Source organism: Kitasatospora sp. GAS204B, from assembly GCF_029892155.1.
In the GTDB taxonomy this organism is placed as follows: Bacteria; Actinomycetota; Actinomycetes; order Streptomycetales; family Streptomycetaceae; genus Kitasatospora.
This window is the reverse complement of the sequence record NZ_JARZAG010000016.1, coordinates 136792-153520: the sequence shown is the minus strand read 5'-3', so window position 1 is coordinate 153520 and position 16729 is coordinate 136792. Positions and strand designations below refer to the sequence as shown.

At 73.8% G+C, this 16729-nt stretch carries 13 protein-coding genes and 1 pseudogene; 7 read left to right on the top strand and 7 right to left on the bottom strand.

What is annotated here, in order from left to right:
- Positions 1-184 precede the first annotated feature (184 nt).
- Positions 185-1006, bottom strand: coding sequence for a TIGR03086 family metal-binding protein (locus P3T41_RS22365; protein WP_280691772.1), 822 nt, complete (start codon positions 1004-1006; stop codon positions 185-187).
- 119 nt (positions 1007-1125) lie between these two features.
- Positions 1126-1803, bottom strand: a complete 678-nt coding sequence (locus P3T41_RS22360; protein WP_280691804.1) for a TetR/AcrR family transcriptional regulator — start codon at positions 1801-1803, stop codon at positions 1126-1128.
- Between the two features lie 165 nt (positions 1804-1968).
- Between P3T41_RS22360 and P3T41_RS22355 the strand changes: the two genes are divergently transcribed.
- The 3 genes and pseudogenes from P3T41_RS22355 to P3T41_RS22345 all read left to right on the top strand — a co-directional run.
- Positions 1969-3159 carry an acyl-CoA dehydrogenase family protein gene (locus tag P3T41_RS22355; RefSeq protein WP_280691771.1) on the top strand — a complete coding sequence of 397 codons (1191 nt, stop codon included), beginning with the start codon at positions 1969-1971 and terminating at the stop codon, positions 3157-3159.
- Between the two features lie 57 nt (positions 3160-3216).
- Positions 3217-3573 (top strand): metalloregulator ArsR/SmtB family transcription factor, encoded by a 357-nt coding sequence (locus tag P3T41_RS22350; RefSeq protein ID WP_280691770.1) that lies wholly within the window; start codon positions 3217-3219, stop codon positions 3571-3573.
- Positions 3574-3688: 115 nt separating this feature from the next.
- Positions 3689-4888 (top strand): annotated as a pseudogene (locus tag P3T41_RS22345) (MFS transporter); the annotation flags it as partial.
- Between the two features lie 8 nt (positions 4889-4896).
- Here the strand turns inward: P3T41_RS22345 and P3T41_RS22340 are convergent.
- Complete coding sequence (locus tag P3T41_RS22340) at positions 4897-6315, bottom strand: pyridoxal-dependent decarboxylase (protein ID WP_348533681.1); 1419 nt, start codon at positions 6313-6315, stop codon at positions 4897-4899.
- 158 nt (positions 6316-6473) lie between these two features.
- Here P3T41_RS22340 and P3T41_RS22335 point away from each other — a divergent pair, with 158 nt between their 5' ends.
- Positions 6474-7160, top strand: a complete 687-nt coding sequence (locus tag P3T41_RS22335; protein WP_280691768.1) for a spermidine synthase — start codon at positions 6474-6476, stop codon at positions 7158-7160.
- Between the two features lie 37 nt (positions 7161-7197).
- Positions 7198-8019 carry a hypothetical protein gene (locus P3T41_RS22330; RefSeq protein WP_280691767.1) on the top strand — a complete coding sequence of 274 codons (822 nt, stop codon included), beginning with the start codon at positions 7198-7200 and terminating at the stop codon, positions 8017-8019.
- 56 nt (positions 8020-8075) lie between these two features.
- Here P3T41_RS22330 and P3T41_RS22325 read toward each other — a convergent pair whose 3' ends face one another.
- A complete protein-coding gene (locus P3T41_RS22325) occupies positions 8076-9239 on the bottom strand; it encodes a nitric oxide synthase oxygenase (RefSeq protein WP_280691766.1) in 1164 nt (387 codons plus the stop codon).
- Positions 9240-9582: 343 nt separating this feature from the next.
- Here P3T41_RS22325 and P3T41_RS22320 point away from each other — a divergent pair, with 343 nt between their 5' ends.
- Together P3T41_RS22320 and P3T41_RS22315 are read left to right on the top strand one after the other, a co-directional pair.
- Positions 9583-10965, top strand: a complete 1383-nt coding sequence (locus P3T41_RS22320; protein WP_280691803.1) for an aminopeptidase P family protein — start codon at positions 9583-9585, stop codon at positions 10963-10965.
- Entirely contained in the window at positions 10962-13682 is a 2721-nt protein-coding gene (locus P3T41_RS22315) for a LuxR family transcriptional regulator (protein WP_280691765.1), read from the top strand. Before P3T41_RS22320 ends, P3T41_RS22315 begins: the two co-directional genes overlap by 4 nt.
- Before the next feature lie 55 nt (positions 13683-13737).
- Here the strand turns inward: P3T41_RS22315 and P3T41_RS22310 are convergent, their stop codons facing one another.
- From P3T41_RS22310 to P3T41_RS22300, 3 genes are read right to left on the bottom strand one after another with little or no spacing between them, the layout of a single operon-like run.
- Complete coding sequence (locus P3T41_RS22310; RefSeq protein ID WP_280691764.1) at positions 13738-15063, bottom strand: hypothetical protein; 1326 nt, start codon at positions 15061-15063, stop codon at positions 13738-13740.
- Positions 15064-15066: 3 nt separating this feature from the next.
- The gene (locus P3T41_RS22305) at positions 15067-16518 is read right to left on the bottom strand and encodes an amidase (RefSeq protein WP_280691763.1); all 1452 of its coding nucleotides are present in this window, start codon (positions 16516-16518) and stop codon (positions 15067-15069) included.
- The gene (locus P3T41_RS22300) at positions 16511-16708 is read right to left on the bottom strand and encodes a hypothetical protein (RefSeq protein ID WP_280691762.1); all 198 of its coding nucleotides are present in this window, start codon (positions 16706-16708) and stop codon (positions 16511-16513) included. Before P3T41_RS22300 ends, P3T41_RS22305 begins: the two co-directional genes overlap by 8 nt.
- Positions 16709-16729: the final 21 nt, after the last annotated feature.

Here is a 16729-nt window from a genome sequence, read left to right as displayed (position 1 = left end):
GCTTCGCTCGTACGGGGTGCGGTGGCAGCGACTTTGACTTTCACATAGCGTCACATCTCAGACATATCGCCCAGAGTAGAGGTGGAGTCGAGATGTGGTGGCAGGCGCTCGTGGTGACGGTGGCCAGCTTCGCATTCCCAACGATGGCACTGCTGTACTTCATCGGCGGGCCGAACTGGCGCGATCAGCGCGGTCCGCGGCACGCCGCGACGGGCCGTCCGGCGGCTCCCGAGGCCCGTGGGAACTGACGGCACGTCGGTCCCCGGGCATGGGACAGTGGCAGGCAGCACGACCAGGCACCGGTTCCATCCAGGAGGTCCGTATGAGCAGCAGCGACGCAGCAGCCATGGAGAGCGAGCAGAGCCCCGAGGTGCCCGCGAACGCCGCACCGGGCGCCGAGGAGGGCGACGGGCAGGAGGCCGGAGCGGATGACGTGAAGGCGAAGTTCCTGGCCGCTCTGCAGCGCAAGCACGGCACGAAGACCGACGGCGCGGGCGGCGGGGTCGTTCGGGACCAGTTCGGCGATGTTCAGCAGCAGCGCGGCCAGGTCCGGCCCGAGCTCGAAGGGCAGGCCGATGGTGACCGCCAGGTCCCAGGCGTGCACCAGGGTGTCCAGCAGGTGGAAGCCGATCGCCTGGGTGGCCGGGAAGGCGTGGCCCGGCAGGATCTCCGGCAGCTCGACCGTCGCACCGGTGGCCTCGGCCGCGGCGAAGGCCTCGGCCAACTCGCTCGCGGAGTCGGCGAAGGCGGCAAGGGCAGCGCCGGCCGCGCCCGGGCCGGCGACCAGCGGCCGGTCGGCCCAGACCGCGGGATCGGCGCCCTGGCCGCGGGCGGCCGCCGCGAAGCCGTACTGCTGGCCGATCACATGCGCCAGCAGCCGGCGCAGCGCCCAGTCGCCGCACGGGGTGGGCAGGTCCAGGTGTTCGGGGCGGATGGCGGCCACCACGGGCGCGGCGAGGGCGAGCGCGCGGGCGTGGGCCGGGGCGAGGGTGGTCGGGGTCGTCATGCGCGGTGCCTCCGTCAGCTGAGGGCCGGATGCGGGCTGCATGTCTGAAGCTAGCACGATCGTTCGGTCAGTTTTGGAGGAATGACAAATCGCTGCCGGATCGGCTCCGGTCGGGCGGTTCAGGCCGACGGCAGCAGCGACTCGTCCACCGCCTCCGAGCGGAGCAGCAGCAGCACCGCGCGCCTGGCCCGCGCGTACGGCACCTCGTCCTCGTGCAGCAGCGACATCGCGTTGGCGTACTCCAGGAAGCTGACCAGCTCGAAGGCGAGCTGCTCCAGGTCCGCGTCCGGGTGCAACTGCCCGGCCGCCCGGGCGGCTTCGAAGAGGTCGAGGACGATGCGGTGCCAGCGCCGGCTGCCCTCGGCGAGCACGTCGCGCACCCGACCCGGCTGCGCGTCGAACTCGGCACCCACCGCGTAGAAGAAGCAGCCGCCCGCGAAGACCCGGCCGCGCGAGTACTCCAGCCAGCGCTCCGCCAGTTCCCACAGCTGCCCGACCCCCGCCGACCGGCGGTGCACCGGCTCGATCACGGTGTCCCGGTAGATCCGCTGGGCGGCCCGCACGGTCGCCAGTTGCAGCTCCTCCTTGGAGCCGAAGAGCGCGAACACCCCGCTCTTGCTCAGCGACAGCTCGGTCGCCAGCCGCCCGAGCGAGAGCCCGCCCAGGCCCTCGACCGAGGCGATCGAGACGGCCCGGGCGAGCACCAGCCGCCGGGTCTCGTTGCCCTTCTGGACCCGGCCGTCGGTCGAATCGGCCCCGGCGTCGGCGCGCGGGACGTCAACGCCCGCGCCCGGCACCTGCGTCGTGTGCGTCGTGGGATCCGTCACTGCCCACCACCGTCTTCCCTGTGACCGACCGGCGACTGCTTTCCGGCCAGCGTAAAGCCTGATACGGATGGTGCGGCACCGCGCAACCTAGGTCCTGTACAGGACCTCAACCCCACAGACCCTCAGGAGCGCCGCATGTCCGCCAGCACCGCCCGCCCGGGTGGCCCCGACCCGATCGACCTGCTCGCCGTGGGCGACCTGCTCACCGACGAGGAGCGGTTGATCCGGGACACCGTCCGCCGGTTCACCGACGACCTGATCCGGCCGAACATCGCCGACTGGTTCGAGCGCGGCCACTTCCCGGCCCGCGAGCTGGCGCCCGAACTGGGCAAGCTGGGCCTGCTCGGCATGCACCTGGACGGCTACGGCTGCGCCGGGGCCGGCGCGGTGGCCTACGGGGTGGCGTGCCTGGAGGTGGAGGCGGCCGACTCGGGGCTGCGCAGCTTCGTCTCGGTGCAGGGCTCGCTGGCGATGCGGGCGATCCACGCCTTCGGCTCCGAGGAGCAGAAGCAGCGCTGGCTGCCGGAGCTGGCGGCCGGCCGGGCCATCGGCTGCTTCGCCCTGACCGAACCGGACTTCGGCTCCGACCCGGCCGGGATGCGGACCACCGCACGGCGCAAGGGCGCGGACTGGGTGCTCAGCGGCAGCAAGATGTGGATCACCAACGGGAGCGTGGCGGACGTCGCCGTGGTCTGGGCGCAGACCGAGGACGGGGTGCGCGGGTTCGTGGTGCCCACCGACACGCCCGGTTTCACCGCCACCGACGTGCACGGCAAGCTCTCGCTGCGGGCCTCGGTGACCAGCGGGCTGAGCTTCGACGAGGTGCTGCTGCCGGGCAGTGCGGTGCTGCCCGGGGTCAGCGGGCTGCGCGGACCGCTCTCCTGCCTCAACGAGGCCCGGTACGGGATCCTCTGGGGCACGGTGGGCGCGGCCCGGGACTGCTACCAGAGCGCGCTCGACTACGCGAAGAGCCGGGTGCAGTTCGGCCGCCCGATCGCGGCCTTCCAGCTCACCCAGGAGAAGCTGGTGGAGATGGCGCTGGAACTGGAGAAGGCCTACCTGGTCGCCTGGCGGATCGGGCGGCTGAAGGAGGAGGGCCGGGCGAAGGCGGCGCAGGTGAGCTTCGGCAAGCTCAACAACGTGCGCACCGCGCTGGAGATCGCGCGCAGTGCCCGGACGGTGCTGGGCGCGAACGGGATCACCACGGACTACCCGGTGCTGCGGCACGCCAACAACCTGGAGTCGGTGCTGACTTACGAGGGGACCAGCGAGATCCACACGCTGGTGCTGGGCGAGGCGATCACCGGGGAGTCGGCCTACCGCTGAGGCGTCATGGGGTCATCGGGTCATCGTAGGCAGGGCCGCCCCACCTACGATGACCCCATGAGCAACGGCATGCAGATCCCAGGTGCGAACCACACGCAGCAGCCGGTCACCGAGGAGCGGCTGGAGATCGCCGCCGGGATCCTCGCACTGCTCGCCGACCGCACCCGCCTCTCGCTGCTGCACCGTCTCGGCGAGGGCGAGGCCGACGTCACCACGCTCACCGAGGCCTGCAACGCGGCGCGCACCTCGGTCAGCCAGCACCTCGCCAAGCTGCGACTGGCCGGCCTGGTGACCACCCGCAAGGACGGCCGCCGGGTCGTCTACGCGCTGCGGCACGGGCACCTGCGCCGCCTGGTGGACGAGGCGTTGAACGTCGCCGACCACGAGATCGGCTCGCTGCCCGCGCACGACTGAGCCCGACCACGACCTCCGCAGGCAACCGCGATCCCGATCCGCCAACATGTGCACAGGTGCTGACATGTTGGTTATGATGCTCGGGTCACCGTGTCGTCGGCCCGCGAGGGACGCCATGCTGTCCGTGCTCCGCCACCGCACCTATCGCCACCTCTTCGCCGCCCAGGTCATCGCCCTGGTCGGGACCGGCCTCGCGACGGTCGCGCTCAGCCTGCTCGCGTACGACATCGCGGGCGCGAACGCCGGCTCGGTACTGGGGACGGCACTGGCGATCAAGATGGTCGCGTTCGTCGGCCTCGCGCCGCTGATCAGCGCCTACGCCCACCAGCTGCCCCGGCGGCTGCTACTGGTCGGTGCCGACCTGATCCGGGCCGCGGTGGCCGTGCTGCTGCCGTTCGTCGACCAGGTCTGGCAGGTCTATCTGCTGATCTTCCTGCTGCAGGCCGCCTCAGCCGCCTTCACTCCGGCCTTCCAGTCGGTCATCCCCGAAGTGCTGCCCGCCGAGCGCGACTACACCCGCGCGCTGTCGCTCTCCAGCCTCGCCTACGACCTGGAGAGCCTCTTCAGCCCCGCCCTCGCGGCGGGCCTGATCACCGTGGTCAGCTACCACCAGCTCTTCCTCGGCACCACGGCCGGCTTCCTCGCCTCGGCCTCGCTGGTCGTCTCGGTCGCGCTGCCCAAGCCGCTGCGGGCGCCGGTCGAAGGGGGCCCGCTGGCCCGGGCCGGCCACGGCGCCCGGCTGTTCTGGGGCACCCCGCGGCTGCGGGCCCTGCTCGCGCTCAACCTGACGGTGGCGGCCGGCGGGGCGCTGGTCTTCGTCAACACCATCGTCTACGTCCGCGACCACCTGCACCGCGCCGCCGCCGACGTCCCGTTCGCGCTCGGCGCCTACGGCGCGGGCTCGATGACGGCCGCCCTGCTGCTGCCCCGGGCACTGGACCGGGCCCGGGAGCGCACCGTGATGCTGCCCGCCGGCTGGGCCATCACCGGGCTGCTGTGCGGACCGCTCGCCCTGCTCAGCGCCACCGGACGGGGTGCCTGGCAGTGGCCGCTGCTGCTGGCCGGCTGGGCCGCGCTGGGCGCGGCCGGCGCGGTGATCAACGCACCGGCCGGGCGGCTGATCCGCCGCTGCACCACACCGGAGCAGCGGGCCGACGCGTTCGCCGCCCAGTTCTCCCTCTCGCACAGCTGCTGGCTGCTCACCTACCCGCTGGCCGGCTGGCTGGGCGCGCGGTCGGGCCTGCTCGCCGCCGATCTGGCACTCGGCGCGCTCGCACTGATCGGCACGGTGGGCGCCGTCCGCGTCTGGCCGGCCGGTGCGGGTCAGGACGAGCCGTCGGCCACCGGCCCGGTCCGCTCCGCCGACTTCGGCACCGCCCGGGCCAGCGCGTCGATCACCCGGCGGACGTCGGCCTCGGTCGTCCGCCAGTTGCTGAACGCCGCCCGCAGCGCGGGCACCCCCTGATGGACCGTGGGCGTCAGGAACACCTCCGCCGCCACCGCCTGGGCCAGTTCGGCCAGCCGCTCGGCGGTGGGGTCCGCGGCGAGCGTGAAGCAGACGACGTTCAGCCGCACCGGTGCCAGCAGCCGCAGTCCCTCGATGTCCGCCACCGCCTCCCCCAGCGCCCGCGCGCCCGCCACGCACCGCTCGACGATCTCCCGGTGCCCCGCCCGCCCGTAGGCGCGCAGCGTGAACCAGGCGGCGAGCGCGCGCAGCCGATGTGAGTTCTCCGGGGTGAGGTGCACCAGATCGGGGTGCTCGCCGACAGGGCCGAGGTAGGCGGCGGTGTTGCGGAACACCCGCGCCTGCAGGTCGGGGCGGCGGGTGAACTGCACCGCGCTGTCGTACGGCACGTTCAGCCACTTGTGCAGGTCGACGCAGACCGAGTCGGCCAGGTCGAGGCCGTCCACCAGGTGCGCGTGGTCCGGGGAGAGCGCGGCGAAGGCCCCGAAGGCGGCGTCCACATGCAGCCAGAAGTCGTACCGCGCACGCAGCGCGGCGATCGCCCGCAACTCGTCGAAATCGACCGTGTTGACCGTCCCGGCGTTGGCCACCACCACGCACGGTCCCGGCTGCCGCCCCAACTCCCGCTCCAGCGCGGCGAGATCGACGGCCTCCCGGCCCGGCAACGTGGCCACCGGAAGCAGCGCGCCACGGCCCAGGCCCAGCATCGCCAGCCCCTTGCCGACGCTGGAATGCGCGCTGCCCGACAGCACCCGCACCCGTCCGAGCGCGCCCACCCCGTCCTGCGCCACGCTCACCCCGAGCCGTTCCCCCAGCCACTCGCGGGCGATCGCCAGGCCGACCGTGTTCGCCATGGTGGCCCCGCTGACGAAGGCTCCGTGGTGCTCGGCGCAGAGCCCGAAGAACTCCCGCAGCCACCCGACGGTCTCGCGCTCCAGCCGCTGCCCGGCCGGATCCAGCGAGGAATTGGAGTTCTGGTCGAAGGTCGCGGTCAACCAGTCCCCGGCCAGCGCGGCCGGCGTGGCCCCACCGGTGACGAAGCCCAGGTAGCGCGGCCCCGCGCCGGCCGACAGGCTCCCCTCCCAGCGCTGCGCGAACTGCTCCAGCGCCGCCCGCAGTCCGACCCCCGACCCGGCGAGCGGCAGCGGCCCGGGCACCCGCTGCGCAGGCAGCACCGGCCGCTCGGCCAGCCCGTCCAGGTAGGCCACGGCATGCTGCCGCGTCTCCTCCAGCAGCTGCGGCAACTGCTCCAGGTCCGCCTTGAGTTGTGGATGCACAGGAACCTCCGTCGCGCCCCGACCGATCGACTGCGTCCTGACGCTACCGAGGCCGGGCGCACCCGTCCGGGGCCAATCGCGGGAAATTGGACTGCCGCCTTCCGCGCACGACGGCATAATCGTCCAAGCAGCCACCAGCAGGACCGAGGGAACCAGAGATGTCCGAACCGCCCACCAGGGACCAGGCGGCCGAGGCCGTCGTGCTCGACCGCCGCGAGGGCCCGTACGGTGAGGTGGTGCTGCGCCGGCGGGGCGTGGACCACGAGATCATCGCCAACGGCTGCTTCCTGATGGACACCGCGGACGGCCGCTCCGAACGCCTGCTGATCGACGCCGCGTTGGAGCGGCTGACCGCGGCCCGCCCCGCCGTGCTGATCGGCGGCCTGGGCGTGGGCTTCTCGCTCGCGCACGCGGCGGCCGAACCGCGCTGGGGGCGGATCGTGGTGGCCGAGCGGGAGGCGGCGATCATCGACTGGCACCGGGCCGGGCCGCTCGGCGCCATCTCGGCGCGCGCGCTGGCCGATCCGCGGGTGGCGATCCTGCAGACCGACCTGGTCGAGTACCTCGCCGGCACCTCGGACCGCTACGACGCGCTCTGCCTCGACATCGACAACGGCCCCGACTGGACGGTCACCGAGGCCAACTCCGGCCTCTACGGCCCGCACGGCCTGGCCGACGCCCGGGCTCGGCTGAACCCCGGTGGCATCCTCGCGGTCTGGAGCGCACAGCCCTCACCGGCCTTCGAAGCCGCCCTGCGCACGGCCGGGTTCACCGACGTCCATACTCTGGAGATCGCGGTCAGCCGCGGCGTGCCGGATGTGGTCCACCTGGCCCGCCGTCCCTGACGCCCGGTCAACCTCCTCACAGCCTCCGGGAGTACGGATGTCCCCGTCCCACCCTGTCCTCGCGGATCTGCCCGGCGTCTGGCGGCGCACGCTCGCGCGCGAAGCGGACGGCTCGACGGATCGGGTCACCGACGCCGTCTGGATCCAGGGCCCCTCGATCTTCGCGGACCTGCGCCAGCCGCCCGGCCTGCCGGACCTGGTCGGCGACGCGCACCCGAGCGAGCTGGACCGCCCGCTCCTGCTGGCGCTGTGCGAGCAGAAGGCGTTCGCCGGCACTCTGAGTGCGGACGACGGGGCGTTCGGCTGGCTCCGCCGGATCGACCTGCACCCGCCGGCCGCGCTGCCCGACGCGGGCACCCTGCGGTGGCAGGACGGCGTGCTCGTCGAGGAGGGCGTGCACGAGGACTACCTGGAGCACTGGGAACCCGTCGAGCGCGGCGGCACGGCGGCCGTCCTGCTGGAGGATCCGGCGGAGGGCAGCACGGGCCTGCTGGTCCGCGCGGGCTCCTGGTTCGGCTACGCCAGGGACCGCTCCGGGCCGCTGCCCGCACCCCTGGTCCCGCTGCGCGAGCAGGTCCTCGGCTGCGCCGACCGGGCCGCGGCGGCCGCGCTGCTGGACTGCGAGGTCTCGATCGGCCGAGTGCACGCGGACCAGGTCGACGGGGAGCGCTGGGAGATCCTCCGCTCCACCTTGCCGCACCGTGTCGGGAGCCACCTGCAGCCCGAGCTGGGCGGGGCCGGCGACGGGCTGCTGATCCGCGACACGGATCCGCAGCGCCGGCCCCGGCCGCGCGCCTGGCGACCGGCCCGGCTGGAAGGCCCGTCGACGCTGTTGACGATCACCGCCGCACCCTGCTGAGCAGGGCCGGCCAGCGGCTGCCGCCCGGCACCACGAACGCGCCGGGCGGCGTCCACTCAGTCCGGCACACCACCGGCCGGCCAAGGCGCCGGGTGCGGCGAGAAGTTGGGCCGCTGCCTGGTGGGCTCGTAACGGCGCTGCCACACCGGGGTGGTGGACCCGCTGGTGGCGGGCACGATGGCGGACCAGTCGGCCGGGCAGCTGCGGCCGTTCTTCTGCTCGCGTTCCTCGTGGCGCACGAACTGCTTGGTGGCGAAGTGGTGGTCGATGATGGAGACACCGGCCTGGTCGTACGAGTGCAGCACCGCCGCGGTGAGTTCCAGCAGCGCGCGGTCCCGCCACAGCGTCCGGTCCCGTCCGGTGTCCAGTCCCATGCCCCGGGCGATCGCCGGCAGTTTGTCGTAGCGGTTGGTGTCGGACAGGTTGCGCGCGCCGATCTCGGTGCAGGTGTACCAGGCGCTGAACGGCGCCAACGGGTAGCGCAGGCCGCCCAGTTCGAGCACCTGGTCGGAGATCGTCGGGAAGGCGTGCCAGCGCAGCCCGAGTTGCTCGAACCACGGATGGTCCGGGTGGCTGATCCGCACCTCGGGCACCGCGTCGGCGGGCAGTTCGAAGAACCTCGGCTCGCGCCCCGGCCACTGGATGACCAGCGGCAGCACGTCGTACTCCGTGCCCGGGCCACGCCAGCCGAGTCGCCGCGCGGTCTCGGTCAGCCGCACCGTCTCGGGGTCGCCAAGCACCGACCCGTCCGGCTGCCGGTAGCCCGCGTAGCGGATCAACTGCCCGTTCCAGACCCGCGGCCCGGGACGATCCGGCTCGTCGGGGGCGAAGAGGCTCAGCAGCAGCTTGATCCGTCCGCCGTTCCAGCTCAGCCGCAGATGCTCCACCAGCGCCTCGAACAGCTCGCCCTCGTCCCCGCCGCCGCCGACCTCGCGGCAGTCCCGGACCTCCAGCGCCTTCCAGTAGAACTTCCCGATGCACTGCGGGTTGTTCCGCCAGGCGATCCGCGTCCCGTGCAGCAGCTCATCCGTCGTCTGGCGATAACTCCCCCGCCCCGCCAACTCCTCCCGCACCACCCGCAGCCGCTGCTCCGCGTCCGCGGGCGCCAGGTGCCCCTCGGCGGCGAGTTGGCGCAGCAGCTCGGCGGCCTCGGCGGTCGCCGCGTGATCGAGCGGAGCGGAAGGTGAGGACGGTGGTGCGAACGCGCCTGCGCTTGTCACGATGGGTCCCCTGTCAACGACGACGTATGGATGTCCACCCCCGTGAACGGCACGGTGTGGACATCCAGTTCACCTGTACGAAACATCCGGCCGCCGTCGAACGCTAGCCCAACGGGTAGACGAAACCGAGCCCGCAGGCCGTCCTTTGATAGAACCCATGCACACGTCAGAAGTTGACCGGACGACGGGAATCGGCCACCACCTGAACCCACGATCTAGAAAGTGTCATATGTGAAATGATACTTTCGCTGAGAAGCGGACCACGACGAACGGGGAGCGTGCGGTGGAGCAGCAGGGCGGGTTGCGCGGCGTCGGGAGCCACGATCGCGCGGTGCCGGCCGCGTTGGCCGAATCCTTCCGCCAGGGGTGGGCGGACAGCAGCCGGAAACTGCCGCCCGTGCCCGGGGCGTTGTACGCGGCCGAGCGGCGCGCGGCGGTCTCCGAGCGGTTCCCCGGCGAGCGGATCATCGTCCCCTCGGGTGGGCTCAAGGCCCGGAGCAACGACTTCGACTACCCGTTCAGGCCGCACTCCGCGTTCATCCATCTCACCGCCGAGCAGGCGACGCAGGCGGTTCCCGACAGCGTCCTCGTCTTCGAGCCCACCGGGACGGGCCACGCGGTCACCCTGTTCACCCGGCCGCGCTCGCGGCGCGACGGCGGGGCGGACCCGGCGGCGTTCTACCGCGACCGGCGGCACGGCGAGTTCTGGGTCGGGCGGCGCCGGACGCTGTCGGAGACCGCCGACGCCTTCGGCGTCGAGGCCGCCGAACGCGACGACCTGGAACGGGCCCTGGCCGGGAACGTGCCGACCCGGGTGCTGCGCGGCGAGGACGCGCTGGTCGACGCGCTGGTGCCGCCGGCTCCCCAGGCCGACGCCGAACTGGCCACCTTCCTCTCGGAGTTGCGGCTGGTCAAGGACGCGTGGGAGATCGAGCAGCTGCGCGCCGCCGTGGGGTCCACGGTCGCCGGGTTCCACGACGTCGCCGGCGAGCTGCGCCACGCCACCGGCTTCGAACGGGGCGAGCGCTGGATCGAGGGCACCTTCAACCGGCGGGCCCGGCTGGACGGTTACGGCCTGGGCTTCGAGACCATCGCGGCGGCCGGGGCACACGCCTGCGTGCTGCACTGGATGCGCAACGACGGTCCGGTGCGGGACGGGGACCTGCTGCTGCTGGACGCCGGTGTCGAAGCCGACTCCTGCTACACCGGCGACGTCACCCGGACGCTGCCGGTCAGCGGACGCTTCACCGACGTTCAACGCCGGGTCTACGACCTGGTCTTCGCCGCCCAGTCGGCGGGCATCGCCGCGCTGCGGCCCGGCGCGCGGTTCGGCGACTTCCACGACGCCGCGACGAGCGTCATCGTCGAAGGCCTCGACAGCTGGGGCCTGCGACCCGGCGGCGACGCGGTGCCGGCCGACACCGCCCTGTACGGCCGGTACACCGTCTGCGGTTCGGGCCACATGCTCGGCCTGGACTGCCACGACTGTGCGAGTGCCCGCCGGCAGAGCTACCTGGACGGCGTGCTGGAGCCCGGCCACGTCCTCACTGTCGAACCCGGCCTGTACTTCCAGCCCGACGATCTGACGATCCCCGAGGAACTGCGCGGCATCGGCGTCCGGATCGAGGACGACTTCCTCATCACGGCCGACGGCGCAACGTGCCTGTCCGCCGGCCTGCCGCGCGACGCGGACGAGGTCGAGGCCTGGATAGCGTCGCGGAGATGACCGCGCGCAGCCCGCTGGTGGACCGGGTCTGCGGAGAACTGCGGCAGGTCGGCGCGGTGGCGGTGGTCGGGCCCACCGGGTTCGGCAAGTCCGCGGTGCTGGACGCCGTGTGCACGGCCTGGCAGGCGGCCGGGGATCCGGTGGTCCGGCTCAGCTCCGCGCCCGCCGACGCGCACATCGCCTACGCGCCCCTGGTGGACCTGTTCACCGCCTGTCCGGCCGAGGTGTCCGGCGAGCTGTCGGAGCTCCAGCGCTCGGCGATCGACTGGGTCATGCGGCGCGTCGTCGGGCCCGAACCCGACGCCACGACCCTGCGCGTCACGGTCCTGTCCTGCCTGCAGGCCTGGGGGCGCCGGGCCCGGCCGCTGCTGGCCGCCGACGAGGTGCACTGGTGGGGGCCGGGCAGCCTGGACGTCTTCCGGTTCGCCGCGCGGCGCAGCCGGGGCAGCGTCTCGCTGCTGGCGGCGCTGCGGCCGGACGGCCCGGCGGCCCACGACGTGCTCGGCGGCGGCGCGGTCGAGATCGGGATCCCCACGCTCAGCCCGCAGGAGTCGGCGGCCCTCGTACGGGCGTTGGGGCTCCCGCTGCGGACCGCGGGCCGGATCCACGCCGCGACCGGCGGCAACCCGCGCCTGGTCTCGGACATCGCCGCCGGACTGGCCAGGACCGGGACACCCGCGCCGACGCTGCACGTCCAGCCGCTGGCCCCGTTCGCGCGCAAGGCGACGCACGCCTGGCTGGCCGACCTGGCCGAAGGGGTGCGGCCGGTGCTGCTGCTGGCGGCCCTCGCGGCCGATCCGTCGCTCGACGCCGTCCGGCGCGCCGCCGGGCCACCGGCCGACGCGGCGCTGGCGGCCGCCGAGGCTGCCGGGCTGGTCCGGGTGACCGACGCCACCGTGCTCTTCCCGGCACCCGTCGTGCGGGAGAGCCTGGTCGCCGAAGCCGGCGACGAGGCGGTGCGCCGAGCCCATCACCTGCTGGCGACGGCCTCGGCCGAGCCGGACGACCGGGCCTGGCACGAGGCGTCCGCGCTGGCCCCGGCCGAGCTCCCGGCCCGCCTGGTCGCCACGCTGGCCGACGCCGCCGGGGCCGCGCGGGAGCGCGGCGACCGCGCCCGGGCCGCGGAGTTCGGCCTGCTGGCGGGCGACCGCGTCGGCGGCGCCCGGCCCGACCTGCTGGTCGCGGCCGCCCGGGACGCCGAGGCGGCCGGGCGCCTGGACCTCGCGTGGACCGCCATGGAGCGGCTGGCCCGGACCGGGGCCGACGCCACCGCGCGGGCCCGGGCCCGGATCGCCGTCGTCGACGCCGCCGGGCGGGGCGCCGCGCTGCTGAAGGACATCGCGGCCCAAGCCCTGGCCGACGCCACCGCCGGCGACGAGCCGGCGCTGATCTCGGCGGCGCACCTGCGGCTGGCCTGGAGCACGCACCTGAACCGGGGCTTCAACGCCGAGGCCGTGACGCACGCCCGCGACGCCGTCGCGTGGGCGGAGCGGGCCGGCGACCCGGAATCCCGCGCCGCCGCCCTGAGCCTGATCGCCCGGCTCGAACAGGGCCGGGGCTCGCCGGACCGTACCGCGGCTCTCCCCCTCACCCTGGGCCCGGGCGCGGCGGGCCGCGATGCCGACCGGCTCGACCGGCGCGCCGATCCGCGGCGGGCCGCCGTCCGCTTCGCCCTGCTGGACGACCAACTGGCCGACGCCGGGCGACTGCTCGACGAGCTGCGCCCGGTGGTCGGACGGGTCGGCGGCCGCGCCGATCTGCTCTGGCTGCTGGGCCGCTCCGTCCACCTCCACGCACAGCGCGGTGCAGGCCGGCTCGCCCGCGAGGAGGCCGGCCGGATGCTGGCCCTGGCCCGCGAGCTGGGCGCCTCGCCCGGTCCGCCCTGGTACGCCGCGGCGAGTGCCGAACTCGTGGGCGGCTCCCTGGAACAGGCGCTCGCCTACGCGGGGCTCGGCCTGACGGCCGCTCAGGAGGAGACCGACCTGGTCCTCGCCGCGCACTGCCTGCACCTGTCCGGCCTGACGCGGCTGCTGCTGCGGGACACCGCCGGGGCGCTGGCGGATCTGCTCCGGGTCCGGGATCTGGTGCGGGACCTGGCCGTCGGGGATCCGGCGGTGATCCGCTACGACGCCGATCTCGCCGAGGCCCTGGTCGCCGCCGGGGATCTGGCGGCCGCCACCCGGACCGTCGCCGCCGCCCGGCGCCGGGCCGAGGAGCTGGGGCGGCGCGGCGTGCTGGCCTCGCTCGACCGGGCCGAGGCGCTGTGCCGCACGGCGGCCGGCGAGTTCGGGCCGGCCGAGGAGCTGCTGGTCCGCGCGCTCGACGCCTTCGAGCAGCTGGGATATCCGCTGGAGCGCGGCCGGGTGCTGCTGACCCGCTCGGCCGTCGAGCGACGGCGCCGGCATCCGGCCCGCGCCAGGGCACTGCAGGCCGCGGCCGAGGCGGTGTTCCGCGAGGCGGGCGCGCCGCTGTGGGGGCCGGGCAGGGCGGAGCACAGCGGGGCACCGTCCTGGCTGGCGGGTCTGACGGACGCGGAGAAGCGGATCGCCGAGCTGGTCGCCGACGGGTACGGCAACCGGGACATCGCGGCGGCCCAGTACGTCAGCGTCAAGACCGTCGAGGCGGTGCTGACCCGGATCTACCGCAAGCTCGAGGTGCGCTCGCGGGTCCAACTGGTGGCGCTCGCCCGCAAGGACGAGCGCCACTCGGACCGGTGAACCCCAACCGCCGCCCGCCGCCGGTCGGTTCGGCCGGTCGGTTCAGCCGGTCGGTTCAGCCGGAGTACCAGCCGACGGTGCCCAGGATGCTCGAATCCCCCGGCCGAGCCGCGGCGTTCCGCGGATCGGGAACCTCGTAACGCACCGAGCAGCCGGACATCCGGCCGCCGATGACCAGCGGGCCGAACACCGCACGGGTCGAGATGCCCAGGTACTCGCCGCGCTCGCAGTCGAGCACGTCCGCGCCGATCTCGGCACTGTGGACGGTCTCCTGGGCGATCCAGGTGCCGGCCCGCCTGGCCTTGGCGATGACCGCCTCCCACGCGGCCGCGCCGGTGCGGGAGCCGAGATGCACGTCGGCCCGTTGGTCGCCGTCGGAGCGCTTCAGCACGAAGTCCGCCCGCCGGCTCACCAGCAGATCGGTCAACTTCCAGGTCTCGCCCTGGTATTCCACCCGTTCCTCGCGGATCCCCCGCGACCAGGGGAGGTACGTCCGGACGAACTCCCTTTCCCGGTCGGTCATCCAGTCCGCTCCCGTGGAGAGCACGGCGAACAGCTGCTTGTTCGCCACCTGGTAGGAACTCTGCGGCGACAGCACCAGGGCGCCGCACTTCCTGATCCGCAGCAGCGGGCCCAGGTCCCGCCCCGCGTCGAGCCACTCCTGCGGCACCATCCGCTCCAGCACCAGCGGAAAGTCGCCCGCGCGGGTGTCGAGGGCGGCGGCGAACTCGTCCGCCTCGAAGTACTCCGCCATGATCCCCGCCGTCCGCAGGGCGTCGATCTCGATCTCGTAGTACCGGCGGCTGCGCACGCCGACGTCCGCGAGGTGGCCGACCAGCGCCACCCGCGGCTCCAGGCCGTGCTCCGCGAGGACGGCGTGGAGCAACGCGTTGCGCGCGGTCAGCGGATCCGCGAGGGTGACGGAGCCCGACGCCTGGCCGGGCAGCAGCTGCCGCCACACCTCGTTGAGGAGGTGGGTGTAGACCTGGCCGCCGGTGGCCGAGCAGAAGTTGAACTCGATGAACTTCCAGCCGGATTCCGTGAGGATCAGGTCCGGTCGCCCGATGGCCGTCGCGTACGTCCGCTCGACCTCCTCGTCCCCGTAGAAGGCCGTCAGCCGTTCGTCGAGGCCCAGCGCCCGGTGCCGGGCCGCGCAGTCGTCGCCCAGGCTCCAGGCCGCTCGCCGCAGCAGGTCGACGAGGCGGCCGGCCGCGCTCTCCAGTTCGGCACCGCGGGCGGCCGGCAGCAGGACGGGCCCGGCCGGGGCGATCCGATCGAACCAGAAGCTGCGGAAGCCTCGGAACTGGTGGTCGAACGCGTTGAGCAGCAGCCGGGGATCAGCGGCGGTGATCAGCTGTGGAGCCGTCGAGCTGTGGTCCATGCGCTACTCCTGGGATGCGGTCAGGGCGGGCCGGGTGTCGCGCCGGCCGAACTCGGCCTCCAGCGCGGTGCCCGCCCGGAACAGGCTCGCCTCGCCGAACCGGGGCCCGACCAGTTGCAGCCCGATCGGTAGGCCGTTCCCGGCGAACCCGAGGGGCAGGGACATGGCCGGGTGTCCGGTGAGCGCGAACGGGATGGTCTGCATGTCGTTGGCCAGCCTGGGCGGCGGCCAGTTGACGGGGAAGTCGTCGAACCGGGCCGCGGTGGTCTGGCCGCAGGCGGTGATCAGCACGTCGTGGTCGGCGAAGACCCGCCGGTCGAGCGCTGCGGCGAGCCCGCGGCGCACCTCCAACGCGCGCAGCAGATCGCTCGCGCCGACCCCGGCGCCGGGCATCAGCTTCTGGTAGGTGAAGCGGCCGAACTCCCGGGGCGCGGCACGCAGGTTGGCCTCGTGCACGGCGAACCCCTCGGCCGCCAGGATGATCCGGCCGCAGGCGTTGAACACCTCGTACGGCGGCAGCTCGCACTCCTCGACGATCGCGCCGAGCTTCTCGAGGTGGGCCAGCGCCCGCTCGATGGCCTCGGTGATCTCCGGCAGGGTCGCCGGATCCGCGCCGTACCAGGCGGTCGAGTACGCCACCCGCAGCCCCCGGACGTCCCCGGTCAGCCCGGTCAGCCCGGAGCGGACGTCCGGCACCGGCGCGTCACGGGTGCGCGGATCGCGCGGATCGGGCCCGGCGACGACCTGGAACGCGGCGGCGGTGTCGGCCACCGTCCAGCCCAGCGGCCCGAAATGGTCCATGGTGTGCGACAGCGGGGTGGCGCCGTGTCCGGACACGGCGCCGTAGGTCGGCTTCAGCGCGACGGTCCCGCAGTGGAACGCCGGGCCGCGCATCGAGCCGGCGGTGTCGGATCCGAACGCCACCCGCAGGAACCCGGCGGCCACGGCGACCCCAGCACCCGAGGACGAACCGCTGGGAATGTGCTCGCCGTTCCAGGGATTGCGGGCCGGCGGGAAGGGCAGGTCCGCGCTCGGCCCGCCGAGCGCGAACTCATAGGTGGCCAGCTTGCCGAGCAGCACGCCGCCGCCGGCCCGCAGCCGGGCCTCGACCGCGCTGTCCTGCGCGGCGACGTCCGAGAGCGTCAGCCACGACTGGTTGGTGGTGGGCAGGCCCTCGGCCGCGAAGACGTCCTTCAGCGCGTACGGGATCCCGTGCAACGGCCCGCGGTCGACGCCTTCGCGCAACTCCCGGTCGGCCTGCCGCGCCCGCCGCAGGGCCAGGTCCCGGGTGACCAGCACGAAGGAGTGCAGCTCCTGGTCGTAGGCCTCGATCAGGCCCAGCGCGTGCTCCACCAGTTGCACCGAGCTGATCGCCCCGGTGCGCAGCAGCGCTCCGGCCCGCGCGACGGACAGCTCGGCGAGGGCGCCGGGTCCGGCGGTGTCGAGCTCAGACATCCGCGATCTCCACGGTGCGCAGCAGCTCCATCATCGCCCGCAGCGGGCGGTAGCCGGCCAGCACACCGGGTGCCAGGTCCGGCGGCATCTCGATGCCGAGCCGTGCGAGGGTGACCGCGAACTCGTGCGCTGCGGTGTCCTCTTCCTTGCCTGCCTTGCCTGCCTTGCCTGCCTTGCCGGTGGTTGCCACGTGCGGTCTTCCCTTCGATAC

What these genes read in the sequence shown, in the direction of transcription:
- P3T41_RS22365 (WP_280691772.1), bottom strand. Translation starts at nt 1,006, where the DNA reads ATGACGACCCCGACCACCCTCGCCCCGGCCCACGCCCGCGCGCTCGCC.
- P3T41_RS22355 (WP_280691771.1), top strand. Translation starts at nt 1,969, where the DNA reads ATGTCCGCCAGCACCGCCCGCCCGGGTGGCCCCGACCCGATCGACCTG.
- P3T41_RS22350 (WP_280691770.1), top strand. Translation starts at nt 3,217, where the DNA reads ATGAGCAACGGCATGCAGATCCCAGGTGCGAACCACACGCAGCAGCCG.
- P3T41_RS22335 (WP_280691768.1), top strand. Translation starts at nt 6,474, where the DNA reads ATGTCCGAACCGCCCACCAGGGACCAGGCGGCCGAGGCCGTCGTGCTC.
- P3T41_RS22330 (WP_280691767.1), top strand. Translation starts at nt 7,198, where the DNA reads ATGTCCCCGTCCCACCCTGTCCTCGCGGATCTGCCCGGCGTCTGGCGG.
- P3T41_RS22315 (WP_280691765.1), top strand. Translation starts at nt 10,962, where the DNA reads ATGACCGCGCGCAGCCCGCTGGTGGACCGGGTCTGCGGAGAACTGCGG.
- P3T41_RS22310 (WP_280691764.1), bottom strand. Translation starts at nt 15,063, where the DNA reads ATGGACCACAGCTCGACGGCTCCACAGCTGATCACCGCCGCTGATCCC.
- P3T41_RS22305 (WP_280691763.1), bottom strand. Translation starts at nt 16,518, where the DNA reads ATGTCTGAGCTCGACACCGCCGGACCCGGCGCCCTCGCCGAGCTGTCC.